At 67.9% G+C, this 25037-nt stretch carries 17 protein-coding genes and 2 pseudogenes; 6 read left to right on the plus strand and 13 right to left on the minus strand.

Annotated elements, in window-relative coordinates; translation table 11 throughout:
- The 4 genes from AB0J95_RS20990 to AB0J95_RS21005 all read right to left on the minus strand — a co-directional run.
- Positions 1 to 5594 (minus strand): amino acid adenylation domain-containing protein (locus AB0J95_RS20990; RefSeq protein WP_364760014.1); only part of this gene is annotated, 5594 nt, incomplete at its 3' end.
- An 8-nt stretch (positions 5595 to 5602) separates the two neighbouring features.
- Positions 5603 to 5815 (minus strand): MbtH family protein, encoded by a 213-nt coding sequence (locus AB0J95_RS20995; RefSeq protein WP_364760017.1) that lies wholly within the window; start codon positions 5813 to 5815, stop codon positions 5603 to 5605.
- A gap of 17 nt (positions 5816 to 5832) precedes the next feature.
- Positions 5833 to 6831 (minus strand): M28 family peptidase, encoded by a 999-nt coding sequence (locus tag AB0J95_RS21000; RefSeq protein ID WP_364760020.1) that lies wholly within the window; start codon positions 6829 to 6831, stop codon positions 5833 to 5835.
- A gap of 10 nt (positions 6832 to 6841) precedes the next feature.
- Positions 6842 to 8806, minus strand: coding sequence for a fatty acyl-AMP ligase (locus AB0J95_RS21005; protein WP_364760023.1), 1965 nt, complete (start codon positions 8804 to 8806; stop codon positions 6842 to 6844).
- A gap of 307 nt (positions 8807 to 9113) precedes the next feature.
- Between AB0J95_RS21005 and AB0J95_RS21010 the strand changes: the two genes are divergently transcribed.
- Positions 9114 to 9887 carry an alpha/beta fold hydrolase gene (locus tag AB0J95_RS21010; RefSeq protein ID WP_364760025.1) on the plus strand — a complete coding sequence of 258 codons (774 nt, stop codon included), beginning with the start codon at positions 9114 to 9116 and terminating at the stop codon, positions 9885 to 9887.
- Complete coding sequence (locus AB0J95_RS21015; protein WP_364760028.1) at positions 9877 to 13125, plus strand: amino acid adenylation domain-containing protein; 3249 nt, start codon at positions 9877 to 9879, stop codon at positions 13123 to 13125. Before AB0J95_RS21010 ends, AB0J95_RS21015 begins: the two co-directional genes overlap by 11 nt.
- 74 nt (positions 13126 to 13199) lie before the next feature.
- On the opposite strand, the gene AB0J95_RS21020 is transcribed toward AB0J95_RS21015, so the two are convergent.
- The 4 genes from AB0J95_RS21020 to AB0J95_RS21035 form a co-directional block, all read right to left on the minus strand.
- Positions 13200 to 14156: a streptomycin biosynthesis protein gene (locus AB0J95_RS21020; protein ID WP_364760031.1), complete on the minus strand. Its 957-nt coding sequence runs from the start codon at positions 14154 to 14156 to the stop codon at positions 13200 to 13202.
- Between the two features lie 87 nt (positions 14157 to 14243).
- Complete coding sequence (locus tag AB0J95_RS21025; RefSeq protein WP_364760034.1) at positions 14244 to 15203, minus strand: sporulation-delaying protein SdpB family protein; 960 nt, start codon at positions 15201 to 15203, stop codon at positions 14244 to 14246.
- Entirely contained in the window at positions 15191 to 15757 is a 567-nt protein-coding gene (locus AB0J95_RS21030; RefSeq protein WP_364760037.1) for a hypothetical protein, read from the minus strand. The genes AB0J95_RS21025 and AB0J95_RS21030 overlap by 13 nt, the downstream gene beginning before the upstream one ends.
- A 10-nt stretch (positions 15758 to 15767) precedes the next feature.
- The gene (locus AB0J95_RS21035) at positions 15768 to 15926 is read right to left on the minus strand and encodes a hypothetical protein (RefSeq protein WP_364760040.1); all 159 of its coding nucleotides are present in this window, start codon (positions 15924 to 15926) and stop codon (positions 15768 to 15770) included.
- A gap of 208 nt (positions 15927 to 16134) precedes the next feature.
- Here AB0J95_RS21035 and AB0J95_RS21040 point away from each other — a divergent pair, with 208 nt between their 5' ends.
- Positions 16135 to 19152, plus strand: a complete 3018-nt coding sequence (locus AB0J95_RS21040) for a BTAD domain-containing putative transcriptional regulator (RefSeq protein WP_364760043.1) — start codon at positions 16135 to 16137, stop codon at positions 19150 to 19152.
- Positions 19153 to 19190: 38 nt separating this feature from the next.
- Here AB0J95_RS21040 and AB0J95_RS21045 read toward each other — a convergent pair whose 3' ends face one another.
- Entirely contained in the window at positions 19191 to 19490 is a 300-nt protein-coding gene (locus AB0J95_RS21045; protein WP_364760046.1) for an isochorismatase family protein, read from the minus strand.
- Positions 19491 to 19673: 183 nt separating this feature from the next.
- Here AB0J95_RS21045 and AB0J95_RS21050 point away from each other — a divergent pair, with 183 nt between their 5' ends.
- On the plus strand, positions 19674 to 20006 hold the full coding sequence (locus AB0J95_RS21050; protein WP_364760049.1) for a hypothetical protein: 333 nt from the start codon (positions 19674 to 19676) through the stop codon (positions 20004 to 20006).
- A 310-nt stretch (positions 20007 to 20316) separates the two neighbouring features.
- On the opposite strand, the gene AB0J95_RS21055 is transcribed toward AB0J95_RS21050, so the two are convergent.
- Positions 20317 to 21482, minus strand: a protein-coding gene (locus AB0J95_RS21055) for an IS3 family transposase (RefSeq protein ID WP_364760052.1) whose coding sequence is annotated in 2 segments (ribosomal slippage) — positions 20317 to 21195 and positions 21198 to 21482 — 1164 coding nt in all. Because the reading frame shifts where the segments join, the coding sequence is not laid out codon by codon here.
- A 51-nt stretch (positions 21483 to 21533) separates the two neighbouring features.
- Between AB0J95_RS21055 and AB0J95_RS21060 the strand changes: the two are divergent.
- Positions 21534 to 21703, plus strand: a pseudogene (locus tag AB0J95_RS21060) (transposase); the annotation flags it as partial.
- Between the two features lie 16 nt (positions 21704 to 21719).
- Here AB0J95_RS21060 and AB0J95_RS21065 read toward each other — a convergent pair.
- Positions 21720 to 22199: a hypothetical protein gene (locus tag AB0J95_RS21065; RefSeq protein ID WP_364760055.1), complete on the minus strand. Its 480-nt coding sequence runs from the start codon at positions 22197 to 22199 to the stop codon at positions 21720 to 21722.
- 294 nt (positions 22200 to 22493) lie between these two features.
- Here AB0J95_RS21065 and AB0J95_RS21070 point away from each other — a divergent pair, with 294 nt between their 5' ends.
- Complete coding sequence (locus AB0J95_RS21070) at positions 22494 to 22910, plus strand: hypothetical protein (protein WP_364760058.1); 417 nt, start codon at positions 22494 to 22496, stop codon at positions 22908 to 22910.
- 502 nt (positions 22911 to 23412) lie between these two features.
- Here the strand turns inward: AB0J95_RS21070 and AB0J95_RS21075 are convergent.
- Both AB0J95_RS21075 and AB0J95_RS21080 read right to left on the minus strand, forming a co-directional pair.
- Entirely contained in the window at positions 23413 to 23856 is a 444-nt protein-coding gene (locus AB0J95_RS21075; RefSeq protein ID WP_364760061.1) for a hypothetical protein, read from the minus strand.
- Between the two features lie 537 nt (positions 23857 to 24393).
- Positions 24394 to 24798, minus strand: a pseudogene (locus tag AB0J95_RS21080) (hypothetical protein); the annotation flags it as partial.
- Positions 24799 to 25037 lie beyond the last annotated feature (239 nt).

Below are 25037 nucleotides of genomic sequence, written 5' to 3' on the forward strand. Positions count from 1 at the left end.
CCACCCACACACAACTCACCCACAACACCCACCGGAACAACACCCAACCCACCATCCAACACAAAAACGCCCACATTCCCCAACGGACGACCAATTGAAGGCGCGGTTGCCGGATCGATGGGATGTGCGGTGGTGTCTACCGTGCATTCGGTGGGGCCGTAGACGTTGATCGCGTGGATATACGGGTGGGTGGCTAGTTGGTGCCAGAGGTTGGCCGTGATTGGTTCGCCGCCGATGAGCATCAGGAGGCGATGGGATAGGTGGTGGTGGTTGCCGAGCCAGATTTTGGCTTGGGAGGGGGTGGCGTCGATGGTGTCGATTTTGTGGGTTTGGAGGTAGGTGAGGACTTCGGTTAGTTCCTCGCGGATCTGGGCGGGGAGAATGTGCAGGGTTATGCCGTGTGCCAGGAGGACCAGTTGTTTGATTGAGGCGTCGAATGTCAGGGGTGCGTTCATCGCCGCTCGGTGTACGGGGATGCCGGCGTTGTCGATCAACTTGTTGATGTTGTGTGTGAGGTTTGTGAGGGCGCGGTGGGGAACGGCGACGGCTTTCGGCTCGCCGGTCGAGCCTGAGGTGTAGATCAGGTAGGCGAGGTCGTCGGGGCGGACCGTCGTGGTCGGGGCGGTGGCCGGGAAGCTGTGCCAAGCGTGTGACGCGTCGATGGGGAGGAATGACCAATCGCCCGCCGGGATGGTGTCGAGGAGTTCGGCGGTCGTGATCACGGCGGTGATCCCGGTGTCTTCGAGGATGTACCGCAGGCGCGCGGATGGGTACGAAGGGTCCAGCGGCACGAACGCAGCACCAGCCTTGAGCACAGCGAACACCGCGACGACCATCTCCACACCGCGAGGCATCGCCACAGCCACCCGCGAACCAGTAGTCACGTCGTGCGTGGCGATCAGGTGGTGGGCGAGTTGGTTGGCCCGAGTGTCCAATTCGCGGTAAGTCAGCACCTGGTCGTCGTGCTCGACCGCGGCCATGTCCGGCGTGCGCTGGGCGCATTGTGCGATCTGGTCGTGAAGGGGGACGGCTGGATGTTGAACTGCTGGGCCTGTGCCTTGCTGGATGAGGCTGAGACGTTCGGACTGGTCGAGCATGTCCAGCTCGGTCACCGGAACATCGGGATCCTCGGCCGCCGACGCCAGGAGATTGTGGAAATGAGTCAGCAACCGTTCCGCGGTCTCAGGTGAGAAAATCTCCGAACTGTACTCGAGCCGGCTGTTCAGGCCGCCGTCCCACTGCTCGAGCGTGAGCGACACATCGAACTTCGAGGAACCATTGTGATGGTTCAATGGCGCGAACTTCAAGCCACCAAACTCCAGTGGTGGCAACGGAACATTCTGATACGCGATCATGGCTTGGAACAGCGGGGACCGATCCAGGTCCCGTTCCGGAGCCAGTTCCTCGACCACCCGCTCGAACGGAACCTGCTGGTGCGCGAAGGCATCAAGACACACCGACCGAACCCGCCGCACAAGCTCCCGGAACGACGGCGCGCCGGACAGATCCGCCCGCAACACCACCGTGTTCACGAAGAACCCGATCAGCTTTTCGAAATCTTCGTGGTCCCGGCCAGCGACCGGCGTACCCACAGCCACATCAGACTGACCAGCATGCCGAGACAACACGCTCACATATCCAGCCACCAAAACCATGAACAGAGTGACCTGAGACGAATTCCCCAGCTCGGTCAAACGATCGAGCAAGTCATCGGGGATTCGACGCTCCACCGTTCCACCGGCAAAGGTTCGCCGATTGGAGCGCGGGTGGTCTACCGGTAGATCCAGCGACGGTACGCCATCCAACTGGTCACGCCAGAACTCCAGCTGATCGGAAACGTCCAGATCGCGCTGCCAGGCGGCGTAATCACCGTACTGAACCGGCAACTCCGGCAACACCGGCGCACGCCCAGCCAGCCCTGCCTCGTAAGACGAAGCCAACTCCCGGACAAAAACACCCAACGACCACCCATCCGCAACCACGTGATGAAAAACAACCACCAAAACCCACTCCCCAGCACCCACCTCAATGACAAGACAACGCACCAACGGCGGAACCGAAAGATCAAACGGCCGAGCAACCTCCTGCCGAACAACCCCGGCCACCTCATCACCCGACACCGACGAACCCGGCAGGGTCACCACACGAACCGGAACCTCAACTCCCGCAACAACAACCTGAACGACCCCATCGTCCGCACCCGCCACATCGCCCATGCCCACGACGGAAGACCGCAACACCTCGTGCCGGTCCACCACCGCACCCAGCGCAGCCCGCAACACATCCACATCGAGACGCCCCAAGACCCGAGCAACCACCGGTATGTGATAAGCCGCCGACACACCCAACCCACTCAAAAACCACAACCGACGTTGACCAGCCGAAGCCGGAAAAACCCAACCCCCATCCACCGCCACCCGAGAAACCCGCCGACAAATCACACCTGACCCACCCCCAAACCCACACTCCGACACCAAACCCGCCACAGTCGGAAACTCAAACAACTGCCGCAAAGACACATCCAAACCAGCCTGAGCCACCCGCGAAACCACCCGAGCAGCCAACAAAGAATGCCCGCCCAAGTCAAAGAAATTATCGTGCACCCCAACCCGATCCACCCCCAAAACCTCACACCACACACCCGCAACCAACACCTCGACCTCAGACCGAGGCGCCACAAAACCAACACCCAACGCGGGACGCGAAACAACGACGTCCGGCAGCGCAGAACGATCCACCTTCCCATTCGACGTCAACGGCAACTCGTCCACCCACACCACAGCTGACGGCACCATATATTCCGGCAACCGCTCCCCCAGCCACCCCCGCAAAACATCATCGCCCACACCCGAGCCCGACGGCACCACAAAAGCCACCAGCCGGGTACCCCCATCACCACGACCCACCACCGCCGCATCACGCACCGCAGAATGCCCCCGCAAACAAACCTCCACCTCCCCCAGCTCCACCCGAAAACCACGCACCTTCACCTGACCATCCACCCGACCCACAAACTCCAAACACCCACCAACCCACCGAACCAAATCACCCGTCCGATACAACCGACCCCCACCACCAAACGGATCCGGAACAAACCGGTCAGCAGTCAACCCACCCCGACCCCAATAACCCCAACCAACCCCCACACCACCCACACACAACTCACCCACAACACCCACCGGAACAACACCCAACCCACCATCCAACACAAAAACGCCCACATTCCCCAACGGACGACCAATGGGGACCGAAGCGCCTTCCCCGGACGGCTGGAATGTGTGGCAGGTGGCGAAGGTGGTGGTTTCGGTGGGGCCGTAGCCGTTCACGATGGTGATGTCCGGTGCGGCGGCGAGCAGCCTCGCGCAATGGTTCGGTGACAGCACGTCCCCGCCGGCGACCACCTGCTTCAGGCCGTGCAGGCGGGTGTCGTTCAGGTCCACCAGCTGGTGGAACAGGCCGGTCGGCAGGAAGGCGGTGGTCACGCCGTGCCGGGCGATCGTCTCCAGGACGTCTTCGGCCGTCAGGTCGTGCACGTCCGGGATGACCAGACGGGCGCCGTTCAGCAGAGCTCCCCAGATGTCGAAGGTGGCGCCGTCGAAGGACAAGGACGAGACCTGCAGGAGCCGCTCGGCGGGGTCGAGGCGCACATGGCCGATGTGTTTCACCAGCGAGACGACGCCTCGGTGGGCCACCATCACGCCTTTGGGTTCACCCGTCGAGCCCGAGGTGTACATGATGTAGAGCAGGTCGTCCGCCCGGAGCCGTGGCAGTACGCCCGACGAGGCGGTGGGCGATGGTGGGATACGGGTGAGGGCGGGCCCGGTGAGGCCGGGCCGGTCCCGGTCGGTGATCACGTGGGTGATCGCCGAGTCGGCGACCATGTAGGCCAGCCGGTCGGCGGGATACCCCGGGTCCAGCGGAACGTACGCGGCTCCGCTCCGGGTCACCGCGAGGATGGCCGCGACGAACTCGGGAGACCGCGAGAGGCAGACGCCGACCGGGGTGCCCGTGGTGATCCCCAGCTCCCGAAGCCGGGCGGCCAGGCCCGCGGACCAGCGATCGAGCTCGGCATACGTCACCTGACGGCTGCCGCACTCCAGGGCGATCGCGTCTGGCGCCTGTGCGACCTGCGCGAGGAACTCGGTGACCACGTCGTTGCCGGCCGGGTCGCTGACCTGGCCGGTGCCCCACGCCAGCAGCGTCTGTTCCTGGACCGGATCGACCACCAGCCGAGACAACGGCACATCACGGTGTGCGTCGACATCCTCGAGGATGCTCACGAACTGCCGGGCGGCCTCTTGAGCGGCGCCGTGTCCCACCAGTGAGGGGCGGTAGTTGAGCTCGGCCCGGATCTCGTCCTCGAACTCCCACATGAACAGCGTGAGGTCGTGCCGAGCCCCGCCGGTGGGCAGGCCGAGCGGCTGAAGTTCCGCGTCGCCCAACGACATCACGGGCAGCTGCCAGTTCTGCAGCACCAAAGCCGCCTGCGCGACCGGGCTGTGGCTGCTCGTGTACTGGACACCGAGCGAACGCATGATGTCCTCGAACGGGATCTCCTGCCGTGCGGCGGTTCGCAGCGCGAGCGAGACCCGCTCCACGTGGTCCCCGAAGGACGTCTCACCGTGAAGGTCCAGCCGTACTGGCAGCAGGTTGGCGAACGGTCCCACCGTGCCGTGGAAATCGGGCGGCCGGCCGGCGGTCGCACAGTTGACCGCGAAGTCCCGGAGCCCGGACCACCGGCTCAGCTGCACGCTGAACGCGGCCAGCAACGTCACGTACAGCGTCACGCCATGCCGCCGGCTGAACTCCCGCAGCCGACGAGTGGCCGCTGTGGACACCGTGAACGGCACGCATGGCCGCTCCCGCGGCGTATCGGCACCCCGCACGGGCAGGGTCAGCACGGGCAGCCCGGCGAGCTGGTCGTTCCAGAACGCCTGTCGTTGCCGCCAGCTTTCGCTGTCTCGCAACTGCTTCTGCTGACGTGCGTAGTCGATGTACTGCGGCCGGCCCGGGCCAGATGTGTCCACAAAGGACGCAGAAGTGCAGAACCGCGCGAGGTCCGCCATGACGACACCCAGCGACCAGCCATCGCAGACGATGTGGTGCGCGGCGAACGCGATCAGCCCCGGTTCGTCGTCGACGAGCCACAGCCCGACCCGTGCCAAGGGCCCGTTCGCCAGGTCGAAGGGACGCTCACCGAAGGCACGCACGGCATCCAGCGCCTGCTCCGCCGGGCCTAGCCGCATCACTTCGACGGAAGGACGCAGATCGGCCCGGACGACCTGGACCGGTGCCCCGTCAATGTTCTTGATCGTCGTGCGCAACGCGGAATGCGACGCACCCACCGCCGCCACCGCGGCGGCGAGTGCGTCAGCGTCGACCGCGCCGATCACACGGGCGCAGAAGTACACATTGCCGGCCGAACGGCCGGCGCCGAGCTCGTCCCAGAGCCAGATGCCTTCCTGCACAGCGGAAAGCGGCGACTCGGCAGCCGGCCGCGCGGAGACATCCGGGCTGCCGCCCCGCCACCGCTCGAGCAGCCGCGCGCCGGCGAGCATCGTCTGGTCATGTGTCACTTCTGGCCGTTCGGTCATGACAGTCCTTACGAACCACTGAGTTGGTCGGCCGACCGGAGGCTGCGCGGCCGCATGTCCGTCCACACCTCGTCGATGTGGGCCAGGCACTCCGCCTTGCGGCCCACCACCCCGCCGTCGTGCCAGCCGCCGGGCAGCGGGCGGTCGGCGAACCAGATCGAGTACTGCTCCTCGTCGTTCAGCACGACGCGGTATGTGCGCGTGTCATCCTCGGCATCCACAGTGGACCCTCCTCGATTCATTGATGGCCGGTCATTCGCGCCAGCGCGTCGGCGACGCACTCGCATACTTGGGCCAGGTAGTCGTAGTTGAGCGTCTCCGGCAGGTCGCCTTCGCGGTGGTAGTTCGGGTTCCGGAAGTTCGCGGTGTCGGTGATCGCGAGCGCCGGTGTCCCCGCCCGCCAGAACTCCCGGTGATCACTGCGGGAGACGTTGAGGGAGGGCGCGAGCAACCGGATCACGCGGCCGAGAACCGGGATGTCCAGCGGATCGCGCACCGGCAGCACGTGGTGCCCGCCCGCGACCGACCTGGCCGCGTCCGCCAGGGCGGCCGCCGCCTGGCGGGATGCCTTGCGGTACACCACAAGGCTCCAGTCGCCGCGGCTGCCCGCCCGGCGCAGCGACCTGCTCACCGCGGGCCAGAGCAGGCCGAACGCGACCGGCATCTGCTGGGAGCCGGGAGTTTCCGAGTAGAACCCGACCGATTCGAGCACCAGGGCGGTCCGGACCTGCCCTTGGCCGGCGCGCACTAGTTCGGCGGCCCCGAGGCAGCCGATCTCCTCCATGTCGAAGGCGGCGAACATCAGATCCGCCGCGAACGGCGAACCGCGCAGGACCCGGGCCAGCTCAAGGAGAGCGGCGATGCCCGATCCGTTGTCGTCCGCGCCCGGGCTGTCGCGCACGGTGTCGTAGTGCGCCCCGATCAAGATCGTCCGGCCCGGATCGGCCGGTTCCCCGGTGAGGCTGGCGATGATGTTCGCCCCCGAGATGACCTCCGGCAGCTCACCACCGGCTCGCTCGCGAGCGGCATGGTGGACATCCACCGCCGCGGTGGCCACTTCCAGGCCCTGCCGCCGCACCTGCCAGCCCGCCTCGGCGAACTGCGCCGCGATGTACTCGGCCACCACACCGTGGTGCCGGACGGCGTTGAGCGCGTTGCGTGGCCCGGACACCATTGCGACATGCCGTTCCAACCGGCCGGCCTCGACCGGCGGCACCGCTTGCTGACTCTGTTCCACCGGATCCGCCCTACTCGCTCGACACACCGGCGGGCACGGCCGGGGCGCCGAGCCTGGTGCGGACGTCGTGACCGCTGAGTCCCCGCGCGCTGGCGTCCGCGACGAGCCGCCCGGCGACACCATCCGGGGTCACCTCCATCAGGAACGTGTCCGCGGGCACCGGAAACCCCACTGCCGCCTGGAGTGCGGCGGCCCCCTCGGCGGCTCGCAGCGAGTCGCCGCCGATCTCGAGGAACGACTGGTCCGTGGCGCAACTGTCCACTTCGCACACCGCGGCCATCAGCCCGGCGACGACCCGGGCGACCGCCGCGACACCGGCGTCATCCGGGGGAACCGTAGCCGGACCGGCACCGTCCACTGTGAACCGATCGTACTCACCGGCCAGAAACCGTTGCCCGCACTTGTGCCGCTGGACTTTGCCGCTGGCCGTCCGGGAGATCAGGCCGGGTGGTCCGGCGACGACGACATCGGGGCTCAACCCGGTCTGCGCGAGCACTCCACTTCGGACCCGCTGGGCCAGGTCTGCACGGCCGTCCGGCGGGACTCTGACTTCAAGCAGCACAACAGCACGTACGCCGTCGTCCGTGTCCACCGCGAACGCGGCGGCCGACGAACGGAGCGAAGCCAGCGCGGCCTCGGCCGCCTGCTCGATGTCCTCGGGGTGGTAGTTGACGCCCCGCTTGGTGAACCGGTCCCGCAGCCGGCCGAGGACCACAAGCCCGCCCCGGTCGAGCCGGCCCAGATCGCCCGTCCGCAGATACCGCACACCATCGAGCCGGCCGAAGGTGTCCGGTTCGGTCCGGTCCCAATGGCCGTCGACAACACTCGGTCCACGCAGCCAGATCTCGCCCGTCGCCCCGGCCGGAACAGCGGACTGCGCAGCTGGGTCGACGATTCGCACGGTCATGTCGTCCAGCGGTGGCCCGCACGGCACGGGCGCGGTGTCCTTTTCGGACGCTGGATCCCAGTGCCCGCCGGAGACGTACAGGGTCGCCTCGGCGAGCCCGTAACACGGATAGAAGGCCTCCGCCCGGAACCCGGCCGGGGCGAACCGGCTGCTGAACTCCCTCAACGTGGACGCGCGGACCCGTTCGGCGCCGTTGAACGCGAGCTCCCAGCGGCTCAGGTCCAGTTCGGCGACCTGCTCGTCGGTCACCCGGCGAACGCACAGGTCGTAGGCGAAGTCGGGCGCGCCGCTGACGGTCGCGCCGAAGTCCGCGATCTGCCGCAGCCAGTCCACCGGCCGCTTCAGGAAGTCCAGCGACGACATCAGCCGGACCGCGATCCCGGCGTACATCGGCGTGAGGATCCCGCCGATCAGGCCCATGTCGTGGAACGGCGGCAGCCAGATCACCGTCCTGGACTCCGGCGTGAGGCCGAACCGGGCGGCGATCGCGGCCACGTTCGAGTCCAGGTTCGCGCGGCTGATCACCACGCCTCTCGGCGCCCTGGTCGTCCCGGACGTGTACTGGACGAGCACCGCGGGATCGGCGTCACCGCCATCGTGGCGTTGCGTTCCGGCGGCCACGCAGTCCTCGATGGTGACCACCCGGGCGTCGATCTCCCCGGCGACCGAATCGTGCTCGAAGGAGCCGGCCAGGTCGCGCGGCGCGAGGACGACGCTGGGGCGCGCGTCCGCCATGACAGCGCTCAGCCGCGACAGCGCGCCTTTCCGGCGCCACGCCTCCGGCGGATGGGCGGGGATCGCGGGCAGTCCGGCGTACATACAGGCATAGAGCGCGACCACATACTCGATTCCGGCCGGATACTGCAACAGGACCGCGGGGCGTTTCGCCGGCCGGCTCACAGCGCGCAGACCGGCCGCCAGCGCCATCGCCCTGGTGAAAAGTTCGTCGTAGGAAATCGCCGTCAGTCCCCCATCGCCGGAGACGAACTCATAAGCAGTCCGCTGGGGATCCGCCGTGGCGCGATCGTGAAGTATCCGCGCCACTTGAGGCGCCGCGTTCCAGCTCATAGCCGCACATCACACCCATATCAGGAATGACTCCGTGGACATGGCCCAGAGGAGATATCAGAAGTGCACTGACAGAGATCTAGCATGCTGCCGACAGCACGGTCAACCACGACCGATGACACCGTTCACCTGCATATACCCGCACGTCTGGCCGGTACTCGCCCGCACCGGAATTGTCAACGACAAAGGAATGACACCCCCGGCTGCCCTATACCTTGACAAAGGAATGACGCACCGATCAGCCTGGTTCACCGGATTCGCCGATCCCATCTCGGCAGTTTCATTGTTGAGGTCAACGGGAGGTGTCGTGCGCCTGGCCGACCCATGGCTGAGATGGTTTTCGCCGCCATCCGGCACAACGCCGGTCGTGTTGTGCCTGGCTCATGCGGGCGGAAGCGCGTCTTTCTTTCAGAACTGGCCCGGGCACGCCCGCGAACTGGCGGTCTGCGCCGCCCAGTTGCCCGGCCGGGAGAATCGGTTCCTGGAAAGACCGGCGACCAGCATTGACGAGGTCGTCGGCGGCTTGCTCGGTTCGATGACGTGGCTCGGCCACCGTGACTACGTCGTGTTCGGTCACAGTCTCGGTGCCCTGGTCGCGTTCGAGCTGGCCAGGCGGCTGGCCGCGGCCGGCGCACCTGGCCCGGCCGCTCTCTACGTCTCCGGGATCAACGCCCCGCACCTGCCCCTGCCACCCCCGGTCTTCGATCTCACGCCCGTCGACCTGATCGAGTACCTGCTGTCCCTGGGCGGGCTTGACCAAGAGGTGCTGGACAACCCGGCCCTGCTGGACCTGCTGTTGCCCACCCTGCGTGCCGACCTGCAGTTGTTCGACGGCTACCGGTACCAGGAGCAGGCCCCGTTGAGCTGCCCGATCCGGGGTCTGCACGGCACATCGGACCATTCGGTGTCGGCGGAGGGCGTCCACGCGTGGGCCCGCCACACGACCGCGGGCTTCGCCGCCCATGCCTTCCCTGGCGACCACTTCTTCCTGGTGCCCCAGGCGGAGCAGGTGATCTCGTGGCTCGACCAGGACTTTTCGGCTCTCCGACGAGATGAGGGGGTTATCCCGCGTGGCCACTAACCGACAGCCGCCGAACGGCGCCTACGTGTTCGCACCGTCGCTCGGCCAGGAACGCCTGTGGTTCCTGTGCGAGCTGAACCCCGAGCTGAGCACCGCCTACACCATCTGCGGCGCCATCGAGCTGGCCGGGCAGCTGAACCGGGTCGCGTTGCAGCAGGCGCTCAACCAGGTGATCGGCCGGCACGAGGCACTGCGCACCGGTTTGCTGCTCCAGCGCAGTGAACTGCGGCAGTTCATCCTTCCCGGCAGTGACGTCGTCATCCAGTTCCACGACCTCACCGGGGAACCGGAACAGACCCGCGGCGCCCGTGTCACGCAGATCATGCGCGCCGAGGCCGGCCGGCGGTTCCAGCTCGACGAGCCGCCCCTGGTCCGCGCCTCGGTCATCCGCACCGAGGCACACCGGCACACGTTCCTGATCGCCATGCACCACGTGATCACGGATGCGTGGTCCCTCGGCATCGTCCTGGCCGAGCTGGCCACCAGTTACGACCAGATCGTCCACGGCCACGGCGCGAAGGCAGCCGAGCCGGCCATCCAGTACGCGGATTTCGCGGAATGGCAACGGGAGCAGCTCGACACGAACGCCTGGTCACGCGATCTGGCGTACTGGCGGGACCAGCTGGCCGGCCTGGAGAACCTGGACCTTCCCGGCCGCCGGCCCGAGCGTGCCGGGTCGTCGGACGGCGCGGTGTGCACCGCCGAGCTCGGCCGCGGTGTGGTCGATCGGCTCACCGAACTGGCAGCGCAGTCGGATGCCACCCCGTTCATCACCGCCCTGGCCGCATTCCAGCTCCTCCTCGCCCGCTACACCGGGCAGAGCGACATCGCCGTCGGCACAGTGGTCGCCAACCGCCGCGGCGCCGAGGTGCAGGACGTCGTCGGGTTCTTCGCCAATACCTTGGTGCTGCGCGCGAAAGTCGACCACGCCCAGTCCTTCCGCTCGCTGCTGCGGCAGGTCCGGGAAGTGTGCGTCGCTGGCTACGACCATCAGCAGGTTCCGTTCGCCAAGGTCGTGGAGGCTCTCCGGCCCCGCAGGGACCTGGGCAGGTCACCGTTGTTCCAGGTGGTGTTCTCCATGCAGAACGCACCCGCCCCGAGCCAGGACGGACGGCCCCTGCGGATCACCTCGGTCGACGTGCCCGCCACGGCCGCCAAGTTCGATCTGTCGTTGTCGATCGTGCCCACGGCCGACGCGTTGACGGCCAAACTCGAGTACCGCACGGCCATGTTCGACGCCGCCTTCGCCCGCCAGCTGCTGAGGCACTACGTCACACTGCTGGAAAACGTCTGTGCCACACCGGATATCTCCTGTGCGGCGGTCCCTTTCCTGGACGAGACGGACCTGGGTCAGCTGCGCGAACGGGGTACCGGCCCCGCGCCCGAATCCAGCGACCGAACGGTCCTCGACCAGTTCGCGCACCAGGTCGCGGTTCGCCCGGACGCGCCCGCGGTCATCGACAGCGCCGGAAGCCTCAGCTACCTCGAACTTGACCGGCGCGCCAACGCGATCGCCGCGCACCTGTACGCGAATGGTGTGCGCCGCAACGACATTGTCGCTCTCTGCGTCGACCGGTCCGCCGACCTGCCAGCCGCGCTGCTGGGAATCCTCAAGGCCGGGGCGGCATATCTGCCGCTCGATCCCAGGTATCCGCGCGCCCGTTCGACGGCAATGGTCGAAGACGCCCGTCCCAAGGCGCTGCTGACCCAGCGCGATCTGGCGAGCAAGGCTCCGGACCACCCGAACCTGCTGCACATCGACGATGTCTCGGTGGACCGGCGCGCACCCGCGGCCCAGCTTCCGGAGCCGCAGGACGCCGCGTACGTCATCTACACCTCGGGCTCCACCGGACGGCCGAAGGGCGTGCGGATCGCTCACTCGGCGCTCGGCACTTTCCTGGCCGCCACCGCGGCGACGCCGGGACTCCGGCCGCGGGACGTCCTGGTCGCCGTCACCACGATCGCATTCGACATCGCCGCGCTGGAGTTGTTCCTCCCGTTGACCGTCGGTGCCACGGTCGTCGTCGCCGACGCCACGACGACCAGCGATCCGGAACGTCTCAGTGCGCTCATCGAAACCCATGCCGCCACCGTCGTGCAGGCCACGCCCTCGACGTGGCAGATGCTGCTGGACCAGGGCTGGACACCCGGCGCCGGGTGCAAACTCCTTTGCGGTGGCGAGGCATTGTCCACCACTCTGGCGGACCGGTTGCTGAGCAGCGGCGCGCAACTGTGGAATCTGTACGGTCCGACCGAAGCCACCATCTGGGCCAGCGCGGCGCGCATCACCGATGCCGCGCGGATCGGGCTCGGCCGGCCGTTGGCCGGTGTCTCCTTGTGGATCCTCGATCAGGCGGGCCAGCCGACGCCGCCGGGCGTACCCGGTGAGCTGCACATCGGTGGCGCGGGACTGGCGCAGTGCTATCTCAACCGTCCTGGGCTGACGGCGGAACGATTCGTGCCCGACCCGTTCGGCGGCACCGGAACGCGGCTCTACCGCACCGGTGACCGGTGCCGGTACCGCGAGGACGGATCGCTCGAATACCTGGGCCGCGACGACCATCAGGTCAAACTCCGCGGGCACCGCATCGAGCTCGGCGAGATCGAGCACGCGGTCCGCGATCACCCGGGCGTCGCGGAAGCCGCGGTCCGGCACATCGCGGGCAACGACGCCACCGGGGACTACCTGGCCGCGTATCTGGTGGCACGAACGACATACGCGCACCAGGACCACGACCTCACCGATGCCGTACGCCAAAGCCTGCGGGCGGTTCTGCCCGAGTACATGGTCCCCGCGCACTTCGTGGTTCTCGACCGGATGCCGCTGACCGCGAACGGGAAGATCGACCGGAAGGCGCTGCCCGCACCAGGACCGGCCGCGAGTGGTTCCACCAGTGAGCCGCCCGCGACCGAGCAGGAGCACGCCATCGCCGAGGTGTTCACCGAAGTCCTTGGCACCGGCCGGATCGGCCGCCACGACAACTTCTTCGACCTCGGCGGGCATTCGCTGATGGTGACGAAGCTGGTCGTCCGGCTGCGCGAGCAACTCGGCGTCGTGGTGTCCTTCGCGACGTTCTTCGCGGGCCCCACTGTGGCCGAGGTGGCCAAGATCGCCGGGGACCGCCGGACCGACGACACCGACATGTTCATCGGCGACCTGAGCGAGGCGGAGATCGACGCGCTGCTGTCCGATCCCACGATCGGCAAGCAGCTCGAGTGGCCGGCGGACCGCGCCTGACGAACGGACTAGTGTCCACTAAGGACCTTGTGAGGGGCCGGATCCAGCCCCCACAAGGTGTTCAACCGGTGGATTCACCCAGTTGTACGGTTGTAGTTCCGCAACGCCGTGGCCAGCTCCGACCAGTTCTCCGCGCACCTGCGCGCGATCGCCTCGATCACCTCGACACAGTGCGGCGGGACGGCCGCGGCCACCGCCGTGCACTCGTCGCCGCCGATGACGTGGCCGTCGAGCCAGCGCAGCAGGGCGCGCCCGGATTCGGTCAGCCGCAATGAAGGATCGCTTCGCAGGCCGCGCACGGTCGCCTGCACGTCGACCACCTCGGTGAGCCGGCCGGCCGGTCCGGTGTCCCGGCGCAGCCGGTCCGGCACCGGATCCTCCCCACGCCGCAACCGATCCCGCACATCCCGAGCGGTGGCCACCGAGATCCCCGCCGCCTTCGCGATCTGCCGCAGCGACGCGTCCGGGCGGGCCGCGATCTCCTTGCTGGCCAGCACTCGCCCGACGCGGCCGTCGACCGGACGGCTCCGGCCGTCCTTGCCGACCCGGGCCGCCGGCTGGGGCAGGTCCGGGCCGCCCCGCCGGCGGATGGCCCCGATCGTCGTCCAGGCAAGGCCGGTGCGTTCCGCGATCGTCCGGTCCGACCAATGTGGATGGCTGGCCAGCACGCGCGCCGCGGCGGCCTCACGGTCGGCGGGCGACAGCGGCAGCCCGTGCCGCATGTTGATCTCCACCGCCATCAGGAAAGCGGCGTCGTCGTCACCGTCGAAGTACCGGACGGCTATCGTCTCGTCGCCCCGTATTCGCGCGGCGCTCAACCGATGCATGCCGTCGATGACCCGGTTCGTCCGGCGGCTGACGATGATCGGCGGCAGCTCGGTGCCGATCTGCGCGAGCAGGCGGACGTACTCGGGATCCTCGCCGGCGAGTCTCGGTGACTCGGCGGGCAACGGTACCCCGACCGGCACCCGGTCCACCACGGATGAACAGGCCGCGTCCGCCCGGCCGCAGCTGTCGATGTTCTCCGGCACGAAGTCCCCCAACACCTTGGCGACGAACGATTCCCTGCCAGTTCCCCGGCGTCGCGGGCCACGACAGCCAACCGCGACGACACCGACTCACTCGTCCGACGCTAGAACGGTGTTCTCTCCACCGGCTCTCAACCCGGACTCCACCGGGCGCGAGCCGGCCTCTCCCCCGGATATCCGGCCTGCTCCGGCGCAGGCGATCGCCCACAGACCTGCCATGGTCATCGCGAATGTCGTGAACCCCATCAGCACCGCGATCGAGCCGTGCATGCCGATCGCCAGCGCCCAGCCCGCCCTGCGGATCCGTCCGGAGCCGAACAGGCACAGCGCCAAGGTCAGTTCGGTGGCCAAGGCACCCCAGGTCACGACCGACACACCGATCCGCTCCTGCAGGATGGTCCCGAGCGGCGACTGGATCGCGATGGCCGAGCCGTAGTGCTCGTGCACCAGCCAGTAATAGCCCGCGGTGCCGTCCCGCCACTCCGGCACGGCGAGTTTGCTGAGGGACGCCTCGGCGTAGATCGTCACGCCGAGGACGCGGACGAACAGCTGGGCCGCGTAGGCCCGGCCCCGCCAGGCGGCGCTCAGCGGGACGGCCGGTGCCGGCCACTGCCATCGCCGGTCGTCACCGAGGCAGATCGGGATGAGCAGCAGGGTGAGGATGCGGATGACCTGCTCCCCCGCGTCCGGCAGGGCTATCGCCGCACTGAGGCTGTAGGTCACGTACCAATGCGGGATACAGGTCCACCGGGGCCGGTAGCCGAGCGCGACGACCGCCAGGACGGCGAGCGCGATCACCCGGCAGACCAGCAGGTTCACGCCAGCGGACTCGGCCAGGCACCACATCGACACCCGGCCGATCCCCTCGCAGACCGGCCCATCGGTGACACCGGTCGTTCGCGGGAACAACGCCCGGTCCGGGCTGAACACCAGCAGGCACCCGCTGGCCAGGGCCAGCAGGGACCGGCTCACCGCGAGCGGCCGGCCACGCGGCTCGAACCGGTCCGCGGCCTCGGTCAGGCCCGTCCACAGTCGTCTCAGTGACCACATGTCAAGTCCAGCAACGAGATGGCGGTGATCCGGCGGGTCCGGCCCGCGGTGGGTCTGGCGTCCTGCCAAGGCAGCGGGGTCTCCCGGGAGAACACGATCCGGCCGCACACCGTCGCGTCGCGGGTCGGGTTCGCCAGCGGGAACGCGGAGATCGACCCCAGCACCGGACGGCACTGCTCGATCGCGTCGGCCGCGCAGTCGTGCCACTGGTCGGCGGGAATGACGCGGTCCACGGCCGCCATCTCCATCCACTGGGCGTAGGCGATCCGGCTGAGACCCCAGCGGTTGCCGGAACTGGTGGCATACATCGTGATCAGCGTCAGGTCACGGGCGTCGTAGGCGACGGTGTCCGCCCCGATCGGCACCCGGGTGAACACCCGCCAGTCCTGGTGCCAGACGAGGCTCGCCGTCCTGGCCTGTGCCGCCCACTGGTCCGAGGCCGACCGCGACGCCGTGACCTGGACCAGCCAGGTCACGGCGAACACCGCGGTCAGCGCGGCCAGCATCGAGACGAGACTTCTCGTGCTCGATGCCGAGGGAGCCGGTCGGGTCATCGGCGGGCTGCTAGCAGGCCGGGTTGCAGACCGGTCCGCGCAGGTTGACCATCATCGGGTCGGAGCCGGACCGGACCTGCGAGGGTCCTTCGCTGGTGCTGGTCAGGCCCAGCACCAGGCCCAACGCGGCCACGGCCACGGCCAGGCCGGTGGCGACGGCTTTCCGCATACGCACTCCTTCTGTGGACGACTCGCGGCGCGTCATTGGTGGTATCCGGCCGCGAGGCTGGAAGATCCCCGGACAGCGGCCCATGGTGGCAATGGGTTCTCTCAGTTTTCTCTCGGGCCGCGCTGACCTGCTCTTCGCGGCGTCTCCGGGTCGCGTTGATCGGGCTACTCTGGGTTGGGGGGTGCGACACGGGATGGGGTCGTTGCGCATGGACTTCCGGATCCTGGGGCCACTCGAAGTGCGGATCGGCGGAGAAGTCGTGCGCCTCGGCGGCCGCCGCCAGCAGAAGCTGATGGCGATGCTGCTGATCCACGCCAACGAGGTGGTCACCCTGGACCGCCTGGTGGACGGCCTGTGGGACGAGGCCGTCCCGCAGACGGCCCAGGCCCAGCTGCACAACGCGGTCTGGGCGCTGCGCCGCGCGCTGACCTCGGCCGGCGGGGACGGTGACTCGATCGTCACCGAGCCGGCGGGCTACCGGCTGGTGTTGCCCGAGGGCTGTCTGGACCTGCACCGGTTCTGGGCGGAGACCCAGGCCGCGGAGAAGGCCGAGGCGGACGGGCGGCCGGCCGAGGCCGCGGCGGCGCTGCTGGCCGCCACCGGTCTGTGGCGGGGACCGGCGGTCGCCGGGCTGCGGGCGAGCCGCGCCATCGACACCGCGGCCGCCGGGCTGGACGAGCAGTACCTGGTCGCGGTGGAACGGCTGGGCGCGCTGCGGCTCGGGCTCGGCCAGGCGGAGGACCTCGTCAGCCAGCTGATCGGCCTGGTGGGCGAACATCCGTTCCGGGAGCCGCTGCGCGCGTTGCTGATGCTCACGCTCGCCGCGCTGGGCCGGCAGACCGAGGCGCTGACCGTGTACGAGGAAGGCAGGCGGCTGCTCGCCGACGAGCTGGGCCTGGACCCGGGCGAGCACCTGCGGGAGGCCCATGCCCAGGTCCTGCGTGGCACCGTGCCCGGCCCGCCGCCCCCGGCGCTGTCCCGGCCGCGCCACCTGCCCGCCGGCCCGAGCGACTTCGTCGGGCGGTCGGCCGACATCGACCAGGTGGTCGCGAACGTGCGCCGCGACCCGGCCGGGCCGCTGGTGATCACCGCGATCGACGGGATGGGCGGCGTCGGCAAGACCGCCCTCGCCGTGCACCTGGCCGAGCTGCTGGCCGGCTCCTACCCCGACGGGCTGTACTTCATCGACCTGCAGGGCTTCTCGGTCGGCAAGCAGCCGCAGACCCCGGAGGCGGCGCTGGACGTCCTGCTGCGGCAGGCGGGCATGCCGGTGGAGCTGATCCCGCCCGGGCTCACCGAACGCGCCGAGCGGTGGCGGTCGATGGCGGCGGGCAAACGGATCCTCGTGGTGCTGGACAACGCCGCCGACGCGGCACAGGTACGGCCGCTGCTGCCCGGCACGACCGATGGCGTCGTCCTGGTGACCAGCCGCCGCAGGCTGACCACGCTCGACGGTGGCCGGCCGGTTTCGCTGGACGTGCTGTCCTCGGCCGAGGCGGTGGTGCTGTTCCAGCGGATCGCGGAGCGGGCCACCGACGACTCGGCCGCGGTCGCCGACGTGGTCGAACTGTGCGGCCGGTTGCCGCTGGCGATCCGGATCGCCGCGTCCCGGCTGCGGCACCGGCCCGCCTGGACCGTCGCGGACCTGGCCGAACGGCTGCGCGAGACCCGCCGCCGGATGCACACGCTGACGGTCGACGACCTCAGCGTGTATGCGACGCTGCAGCTGTCCTACACGTCGCTGCCGGACCTGCACCGGCGGACCTTCCGGCTGCTGGGCATCCATCCGGGCCAGGACATCGACCGGTACGCCGTCGCCGCGCTGACCGGCCTGCCCGTGGACGAGGCCGAGGAGCAGCTGGAAAGCCTGTGTGACTGCAACCTGCTCATGCAGCCCGCCGCGGGCCGGTACCAGCTGCACGACCTGATCCGCGACTGCGCGAAGCAGCTCGCGCAGACCGACGAGAGCGAGTCCGGCCGCCGCGAGGCGGCCGCCCGGCTGTTCGACTACTACCTGTACCTGGCGCACGAGTACTGCGATCCGATGACCGGCCGGATCTCGCGGTTCGAGCCGGACATCCCGTCCGGCCCGGTGGCGGTCCCGGCGGCCCGCGACGAGGTCGGCGCGATCGGCCTGCTGGAGACCGAGTACCAGAACCTGATGGCGGTGGCCACGCAGGCGCGGGAGTCCGGCTGGCCGGTGCACTCCTGGCAGCTGCCCTGCGTGTTGCGGCCGTTCCTGGAGCGCAGGAACTTCCGGGTCGCCTGGCTGCACCTGTTCGAGGGCGCCTTCGCCGCGGCCCGGCGGCTGGACGACCAGCGCGGCCAGTCCACCGCGCTGGCCAACATCGCCGTCATCCACCGCGAGCTCGGCCGGCTCGCCAAGGCGATCGACCTGCTGAAGCAGGCCCTGGTGATCAGCCAGGCGGCCGGTGACCAGGCCGGTGAGGCGCGGCAGACCTCGGACCTGGGCATCACGTACCTGCGGATCGCCCGGTACCGGGAGGCGCGGGAGTGCTTCCGGATCGCCCTCGAGCTGGCCGAGCGGCTGGGCAGCGAGCGGGACGTCGGCGTCCTGATCAACAACCTCGGGTTCGTCGCGGCGGACCTCGGCGAGTATCCCGACGCCCTCGAACAGTTCGAACGGGCGCTGGTCATCAACCGCGACACCGGCTCCCGGCAGGGCGAGGTGCTGTCGCTGGCCAACATCGGCCGGCTGCACGGGCGGTTCCACCGCTACCAGCAGGCCAGGTCCTATCTGACGCAGGCGCTGGTGCTCAGCCGGGAGGTCGCCTACCGGTTCGGGGAGGGGTGGGCGCTGGCGTGGCTGGCCGCCGTGCACCGCCGGGAAGGCGATCTCACCTCGGCGATCCGGCTCGGCCGGCTGGCTTTGGACGTGGGCAAGGCGGCGGGCGTGGCCGACGTCGAGTGCGCCGCGCTCAACTGCCTCGGCGAGACCTACCTGACGCTGGGCGACGTGGAGATGGCCGCCGATCTGCACCAGCGGGCCGAGGCGCTGGCCACCAGCCGCGACTTCACCCTGGAGATCGCCCGTGCGGTGGAGGGCCAGGCCCATGTAGCGCTGCGCCGCGGCGAGCTGGCCAAGGCCCGCGGGCTCTGGGAACGCGCGCTGGCCCTCTATCCGGAGCGCCTCGCCGACGAGGCCCACGCCCGCTCACACCTGGTCGCGGAGGACGCCAGGTGCGAGCGGTGCGCGGTCGGCTGATCCATGCAGTCCCAAGGAACATAGCCGACGGATGTGGGTCAGTGACGCACTGCGACGTTCACCCGTAGTCCACTCTGGACTGTCCTGGTCGTCGGGGTCGCCGCGCACCTGCGTGCCGCGTAGTCCAATGTGGACAGGTAGTCCGTGCGGGTGAAGTCCGCGATCGCGTCGGCCACCAGGAACGGCTGGATGTCCTGTGCGAACGCGCCGGCCGCGGTCATCAGGCAGCCGACGTGCGCGTAGATCCCGCACACGATGAGCTGGTCGCGCCGCCGTTCGCGCATCAGCTCGGTCAGGCCCGTGCGGGTGAACGCGCTGTAACGCCATTTGGTCAGCACGGCGGGAAGAAGTCGACGAAGTACTGCTGCATGTCATGGATCAGCAGCACCGCGCGGGCCGGGTCGGGCCCCACCGCACGAGTTGTTCGGGCAGTTCGTGGTCCGCGGGCAAGGGATAGGCGGAGATGGCCGGTATGCCCATGGTCATGCTCCCAGTGCGGCGCCGCCGTCGACACACAGGTCGTGCATCGTGATGTGCCCGCCAGTTTCGAAGCCAGGAACACCACCGCTTCCGCCATGTCCGACGGCGTGCCCACCTCCCACCGCTGGAACGCCGGCCAGGCAGAGCGTTGGCTACGGTTCCTCGCCGACCATCTGACCTCGCTCGACCGACGGACGCTCGGACTCGTCGGCGGTCTGGCGGTGGTGGTCCCGGTCGCAGTGGTGATCATCGCGACCGTAAAGCTCGCCCGGCTGATCATTCGCCCGCCGCAGCCCCACCACGCTGTCATTGAGCGCGAACAATTTCTCCACCGGCCGGTGCGCGGCATGCGCCGCCGCGTCCGTAGATGGTGATGCCGTCACTGGAACAGCGGACTGAGTTACTTTGTGGTAGCCCGATTTGTTGTTTACGACTGCTACATGGCTTCGTAGCGGGCCACTCCGTGGCTCTGTAGCTATAGTTGCGCTTCTGCACTAAGTCCATGTACCAGCCCGACCATGCGTCGAAGTCCCACACCCGGGCGATCTTTCCCCGGGAGCGCATAGCGTCGAGGACCGCATCCGATGCGGCAAGGACACTGGCGTCGGCCGCTTCCCTCCCGCGTGTTCGCCATCAACGCCGGCTAGCTGGAGGGTCTGCTGCACCGATAGGTGACTGTTGTAGTCACGCAGCCTGGCTGGCTGGCGTGGTCATGATTGCTTCGTATTCGATGGGGGTCAACCGGCCGAGGGCGGCCTGGCGTCTGCGGCGGTGGTAGGTGCGCTCAATCCAGGTCACGATCGCGGTCCGCAGTTCGTCTCGGGTGGACCAGGTGCGCCGGTTGAGAACGTTGTTCTGCAGCAACGCGAAGAAGCTTTCCATGGCGGCGTTGTCGCCCGCGGCGCCGACGCGGCCCATCGAGCCGGTGAAGCCGTGACGAGCGAGCGCACGGACGAATTTCCTGGATCGGAATTGCGATCCGCGGTCGGTGTGCACCACACATCCGGCGACCTCATCGCGGCGGGCGACCGCGTTAGTGAGCGCGGTGACGGCCAGACGGGACTTCATCCGGGAGTCGATGGAGTAACCCACGATCCGGTTGGAGCAGACGTCCTTGACCGCGCACAGATACAGTTTCCCTTCTGTGGTGCGGTGTTCGGTGATGTCGGCCAGCCACAGCCGGTCCGGCGCGGTGGCGGTGAAGTCGCGTCGGACCAGGTCGTCGTGGACCGGGGGGCCGGCCTTCTTGCCGTTGCGGCCGCGTTTCTTGCCGAACGCGCTCCACCAGCCCATGGACGAGCAGATCCGCCACGCGGTCCGATCCGCCATCGACACGCCGGCGTCGCGGGCCTCGTCGGCCAGCAACCGGTAGCCGAACTCCGGATCGTCGCGGCGCGCGTCGAACAACGCGTTCGCCCGACGAGCCTGCTCGAGTTCTGTCTCGGTGACCGGCCGAGCACGCCACCGGTAGTACGGCTGCCGAGCGATGTTCAAGGCCCGGCACGTCACCGCGACCGGGATACCGTCCGCGGCCAGCTCGCTCACGAGCGGGTAAAGCCTTTTCCCGGCAGGTTCGCCTGCGACAGATACGCAGTCGCGCGGCGCAGGACCTCGTTCTCCTGCTCCAGCAACTTGATCCGCTTGCGCGCTTCGCGCAGCTCGGCCGAGTCGTTCCTGCTCACACCGGGTTTGACGCCTTCGTCGATCTCGGCCTGGCGCAGCCACTTGAACAACGTCATCGGGTGCACCCCGAAGTCCTTGGCGATCTGCTCGACCGTCACACCGGGCTCACGGTCACGAGCGACCCGCACGACATCGTCGCGGAACTCCTGAGGGTAGGGCTTGGGCACAGCGACATCCTCCCAGCTCACCATCACGGCAAGCCAACTCAGATGTCACCTATCAGCGCAGCAGACCCGAAGAAGCTGCGTTACCGCCTGCTACACGTCGCTGCCAGGATCACCCGCAGCGGCCGACGAAGCGGTTATGCCTACCGCAGAACTGGCCCTGGGCAACACAACTCACCGCAGTGTTCGCTCAGTTGGCTGCGCTGCCGCGACCCGTCACCTGACACACGCCACCCAGGCTCAGCGTGGCCAGGCGATCGCGTCGAGGAACTCGTCGATCGCGGTAAGCACGCGGCCAAGCACGGCAACCGACTCGCTGACCGGGCCAGGAACCTGCATGCCGTGATCGGCCTCCCTGACCTCCAGCAGGTACGGCGATAGCCGACGAGCCCTGGCACCGTCCCACATCGCATCGCCCGTGCCGCCCACCAGCAGCAATGGTGCGGTTGCCCGCTCCAAAGCGGCGACCACCCACGGCACGGTGAGAATCGGCGTCAGCCACACCGCCGGCAGGCTCCGCTCGGCGGCCAGCGTGGCAGCATTCGTCCCGAGTGACTTCCCGATCAGCAGGGCGCTCCCACCGAGGCGGTCGAGCAGCGGCCTGATCTGGTCGCACACCCAGCTTTCGATCTGCGGCTCGAACGGTTGCGACGGCGGCTGTGACCACCAATGCCGGTGCACTGTCACGCCGCGTCGCTCCGCCACCACCCCGGCATACATCAGCAGTCCCGCTGCCGGCCCAAACCCACCACCAGGAATCACGACAGCGTCAGCCATGCTGCCGACCCTAGCCACACCTATCCGAAGCCCTCCACCGCGAACAGTGGAAGATCACACGCCGGCCGTCCCACCAGTCGGCCCATGGACCCGACAAGCCCATGATCAGTTCTTGATGATGAAAGACGGAGGCTAGTGGACCGACACCTCCTGTAACACGTTCCACCTACGCTCCGATCTTGCTCGTACCCGCACGGCTGGGATGTGGGTTGGGGAGGCAGTGGCTATGGGTACCCGATGGAGGTGCAAGCGGGGGCAGCCAGGCGCAGTGGGAACAAGCGAGAGGTGCTGCCTACGTCTGCCGCGCAGCGGCTGCTCTCCAACCTGGTGTGGATCGAGCTGGTGATGTGCCGCCCACGCCTCGTGCCTGTCGCTGATCCTGCCGGAGTACTACGCCATGTAGAAGCCTTGGCCGGGCACATCGCTGATCTCCTCGCCGGTGATGGCCGCGGACTACCACCAGACAATAGTGTCGTGGTGACCGCGCGCGAGATACTGGACGTGTGCTGTGAGTTCATCGAGCAGTGGGACGGCGGACAAGCGACACACAGTGCGGCGTTCGAGGCTGAGGTGAGCCGGCTGCGGACACGGTCAATCGAGATGATGAAGTGGCTGACTGGCGAGAGTGTTGTCGTACAAGACAAAGCGTCGTGATGGACGCACCGTGGGATGTCCCGGATACGTCGACAAGCAGCTGTCAGGCAGTGCCAGGCGCCCAGTCTGATCCGCAGTGCTTCTCAGCGCGACCGACCGCGCTGGAACGAGTAGGTGGAGCGGCGAAGGGGCAAGACGTGTCCGTTCCGGCTGAACTCGGCGGAGGGCGGTATGTCTGACCTACTTGGCGAATCGAGTCGGTGGACGGGCTTGGGAGATGGCGTCACGCTCCTACGGCTGGTCACGCGCAGGGGTTGTCCCGGATCGCCCAGTGGGCACGCGCCCGGTTGTCACGGCGTGCATGCAGATACAGAGTTTTTGACTCCGTCGCCCCTCATTCTGGGGCCTCGACGAAGGGGCATAGCGACTGGTCGGCGGTAGGTCTTACCGCCGAAGGTCTTTTCGGTGCGGGAGTCGCTGTGTGGGATGGCGAAGTGCCGCCAGCGTCGTTTGTCGATCCAGTACGCGACGATATCGCCGGTGCAGGCGGGGTGGAGGTTGGTCATCCCGAGCCGAGGGCCGAGTTCGGTGATGACCTGGCGCTGCTGGTCGGGTGTTCCCTGTCGCGTGACCTCCTCGTCTGGGCGATACGGATGACGACATAGGTCACGAAACACACTGCGAAGCCGATGGCGAGCGCGTCGCGGACTACACCCCATGCTGATGAGGCGATGTCGAAGAGCGAGGTGATGAGGTTCGCCGCGAACGCCAGGCCCAGCAACACCAGCCCCGTCTGGCCGACCTTGCTCTTGACTACTCGCTTGCTGCCGCCAGCGTTCAAGTACATCAACAACGTCAGTATGAACACAACGCTGCAGACCTGCCAGGCGACTGTCCACCAACCCGGACGCCATCCCGCCACTCGGACCAGGAACATAACCAGCGTCAACACGAACATCGCCAGAACTGCCCGCTCCAAGAAGTTCAACCACCGGCTTTCTCTCATATGGCGAGGATTACCCAGCGTTGGTGTGGCTCATGCCGGTACGGCATGAGCATTGCCGTCGTCGGCGGGTACTGGCATCTACTATCGGAAGCCAGCGACGATGGCCCGTCCCTACCCCGTTGCACAGTGACGTCGGTGATGGTCCTCGTTGGCATGGTCGTCTTCTTCGCTAGTTACACCATGGTGAACAGGTGATGGGTGTCGGCAACGAATCCAACGGCGGAGATGTCGTAAACGGAGCTCCGCAAGTGACCTGATGCCGCTGGCTCATCCCCCTCTTCTGGTCACCTGAGGGGTCGCGTGGTTCACGGCAAGAGCCGCGAACCACGCTGGACTGCTGCCCTCCATGTCAGGCAGATCGGACCAGGGCAACTATGTGCGGCCCGTGCTTGGGGCGACGGCTCGCGCCGGTCGAGTCAGACTCGATCTGGTATCGGGCTCGGCCAGCGAGCTGAGCGCGCATTCGGCGACGAAGTGTTGCGAGGGAACCGGCCTTCGACGCTCCGCTGACTTTGGAACCACACCAAGTAGAACCCGTCAGCCTTCAGTTGTGCACCATCCGGATCGTCGCCGACCAACCATGACTGCTACCTCGTCTCGGTCTCCGAAAACCTTGCCACACAGCGAAAATGGCTGCCACACCGCACACAGCGGCTGCCACCCTTCCTTGGTCGACCGTGGGCAGATCTGGACCGACTGGTGACCGGCGGCGGTGAGCAAGGCCTCGACGACCACCGCGCCGGCCAGCGACTGCCGGGCGCGGTGCCGGGAGATCCCTGGTAGCTGAGCGCGTTGCGACGCGCGAAGGCTGGCCAGCCGGGGAACCCACTCGTGCAGGTCGGACAGCTGGAGATACCGGGGTACGAAGGGGCCTTCGCGTTGCGGGCGTGCTCCGGCGAGCCTGGCCAGTTGTTGCAGCACTTTGGAGCAGCCGACAGCTCGCCTTTCGGATCCTGGTAACGCTGGGTGTCGAACCCGCGCCGCTGCTGGACGCCGCTCGCGCCCGCGTCGCCCGGCGTGCTCCTTAAGCGGTCGCACAGATCGAGGTGGCTGGCTGGCCTGGATGTGGTGCAGGCACAGGCTTAGCGATCATGAAGTTGCTGAGGCTTCGCGATCACCAGGAGTACCCGTGCCTGCCCTGCCATCATGGCTGACCAACCCCTGTGGGACCAATTCGCCGC

Source organism: Actinocrispum sp. NPDC049592, from assembly GCF_040675465.1.
In the GTDB taxonomy this organism is placed as follows: domain Bacteria; phylum Actinomycetota; class Actinomycetes; order Mycobacteriales; family Pseudonocardiaceae; genus Kibdelosporangium.

Excerpts from the sequence above, each read along its gene's own strand:
- AB0J95_RS21005 (WP_364760023.1), bottom strand. The coding sequence starts at position 8,806 with ATGAGCTGGAACGCGGCGCCTCAAGTGGCGCGGATACTTCACGATCGC.
- AB0J95_RS21025 (WP_364760034.1), bottom strand. The coding sequence starts at position 15,203 with ATGTGGTCACTGAGACGACTGTGGACGGGCCTGACCGAGGCCGCGGAC.
- AB0J95_RS21075 (WP_364760061.1), bottom strand. The coding sequence starts at position 23,856 with ATGAGAGAAAGCCGGTGGTTGAACTTCTTGGAGCGGGCAGTTCTGGCG.
- AB0J95_RS21070 (WP_364760058.1), top strand. The coding sequence starts at position 22,494 with ATGGAGGTGCAAGCGGGGGCAGCCAGGCGCAGTGGGAACAAGCGAGAG.
- AB0J95_RS21040 (WP_364760043.1), top strand. The coding sequence starts at position 16,135 with ATGGACTTCCGGATCCTGGGGCCACTCGAAGTGCGGATCGGCGGAGAA.
- AB0J95_RS21035 (WP_364760040.1), bottom strand. The coding sequence starts at position 15,926 with ATGCGGAAAGCCGTCGCCACCGGCCTGGCCGTGGCCGTGGCCGCGTTG.
- AB0J95_RS21065 (WP_364760055.1), bottom strand. The coding sequence starts at position 22,199 with ATGTATGCCGGGGTGGTGGCGGAGCGACGCGGCGTGACAGTGCACCGG.
- AB0J95_RS21030 (WP_364760037.1), bottom strand. The coding sequence starts at position 15,757 with ATGACCCGACCGGCTCCCTCGGCATCGAGCACGAGAAGTCTCGTCTCG.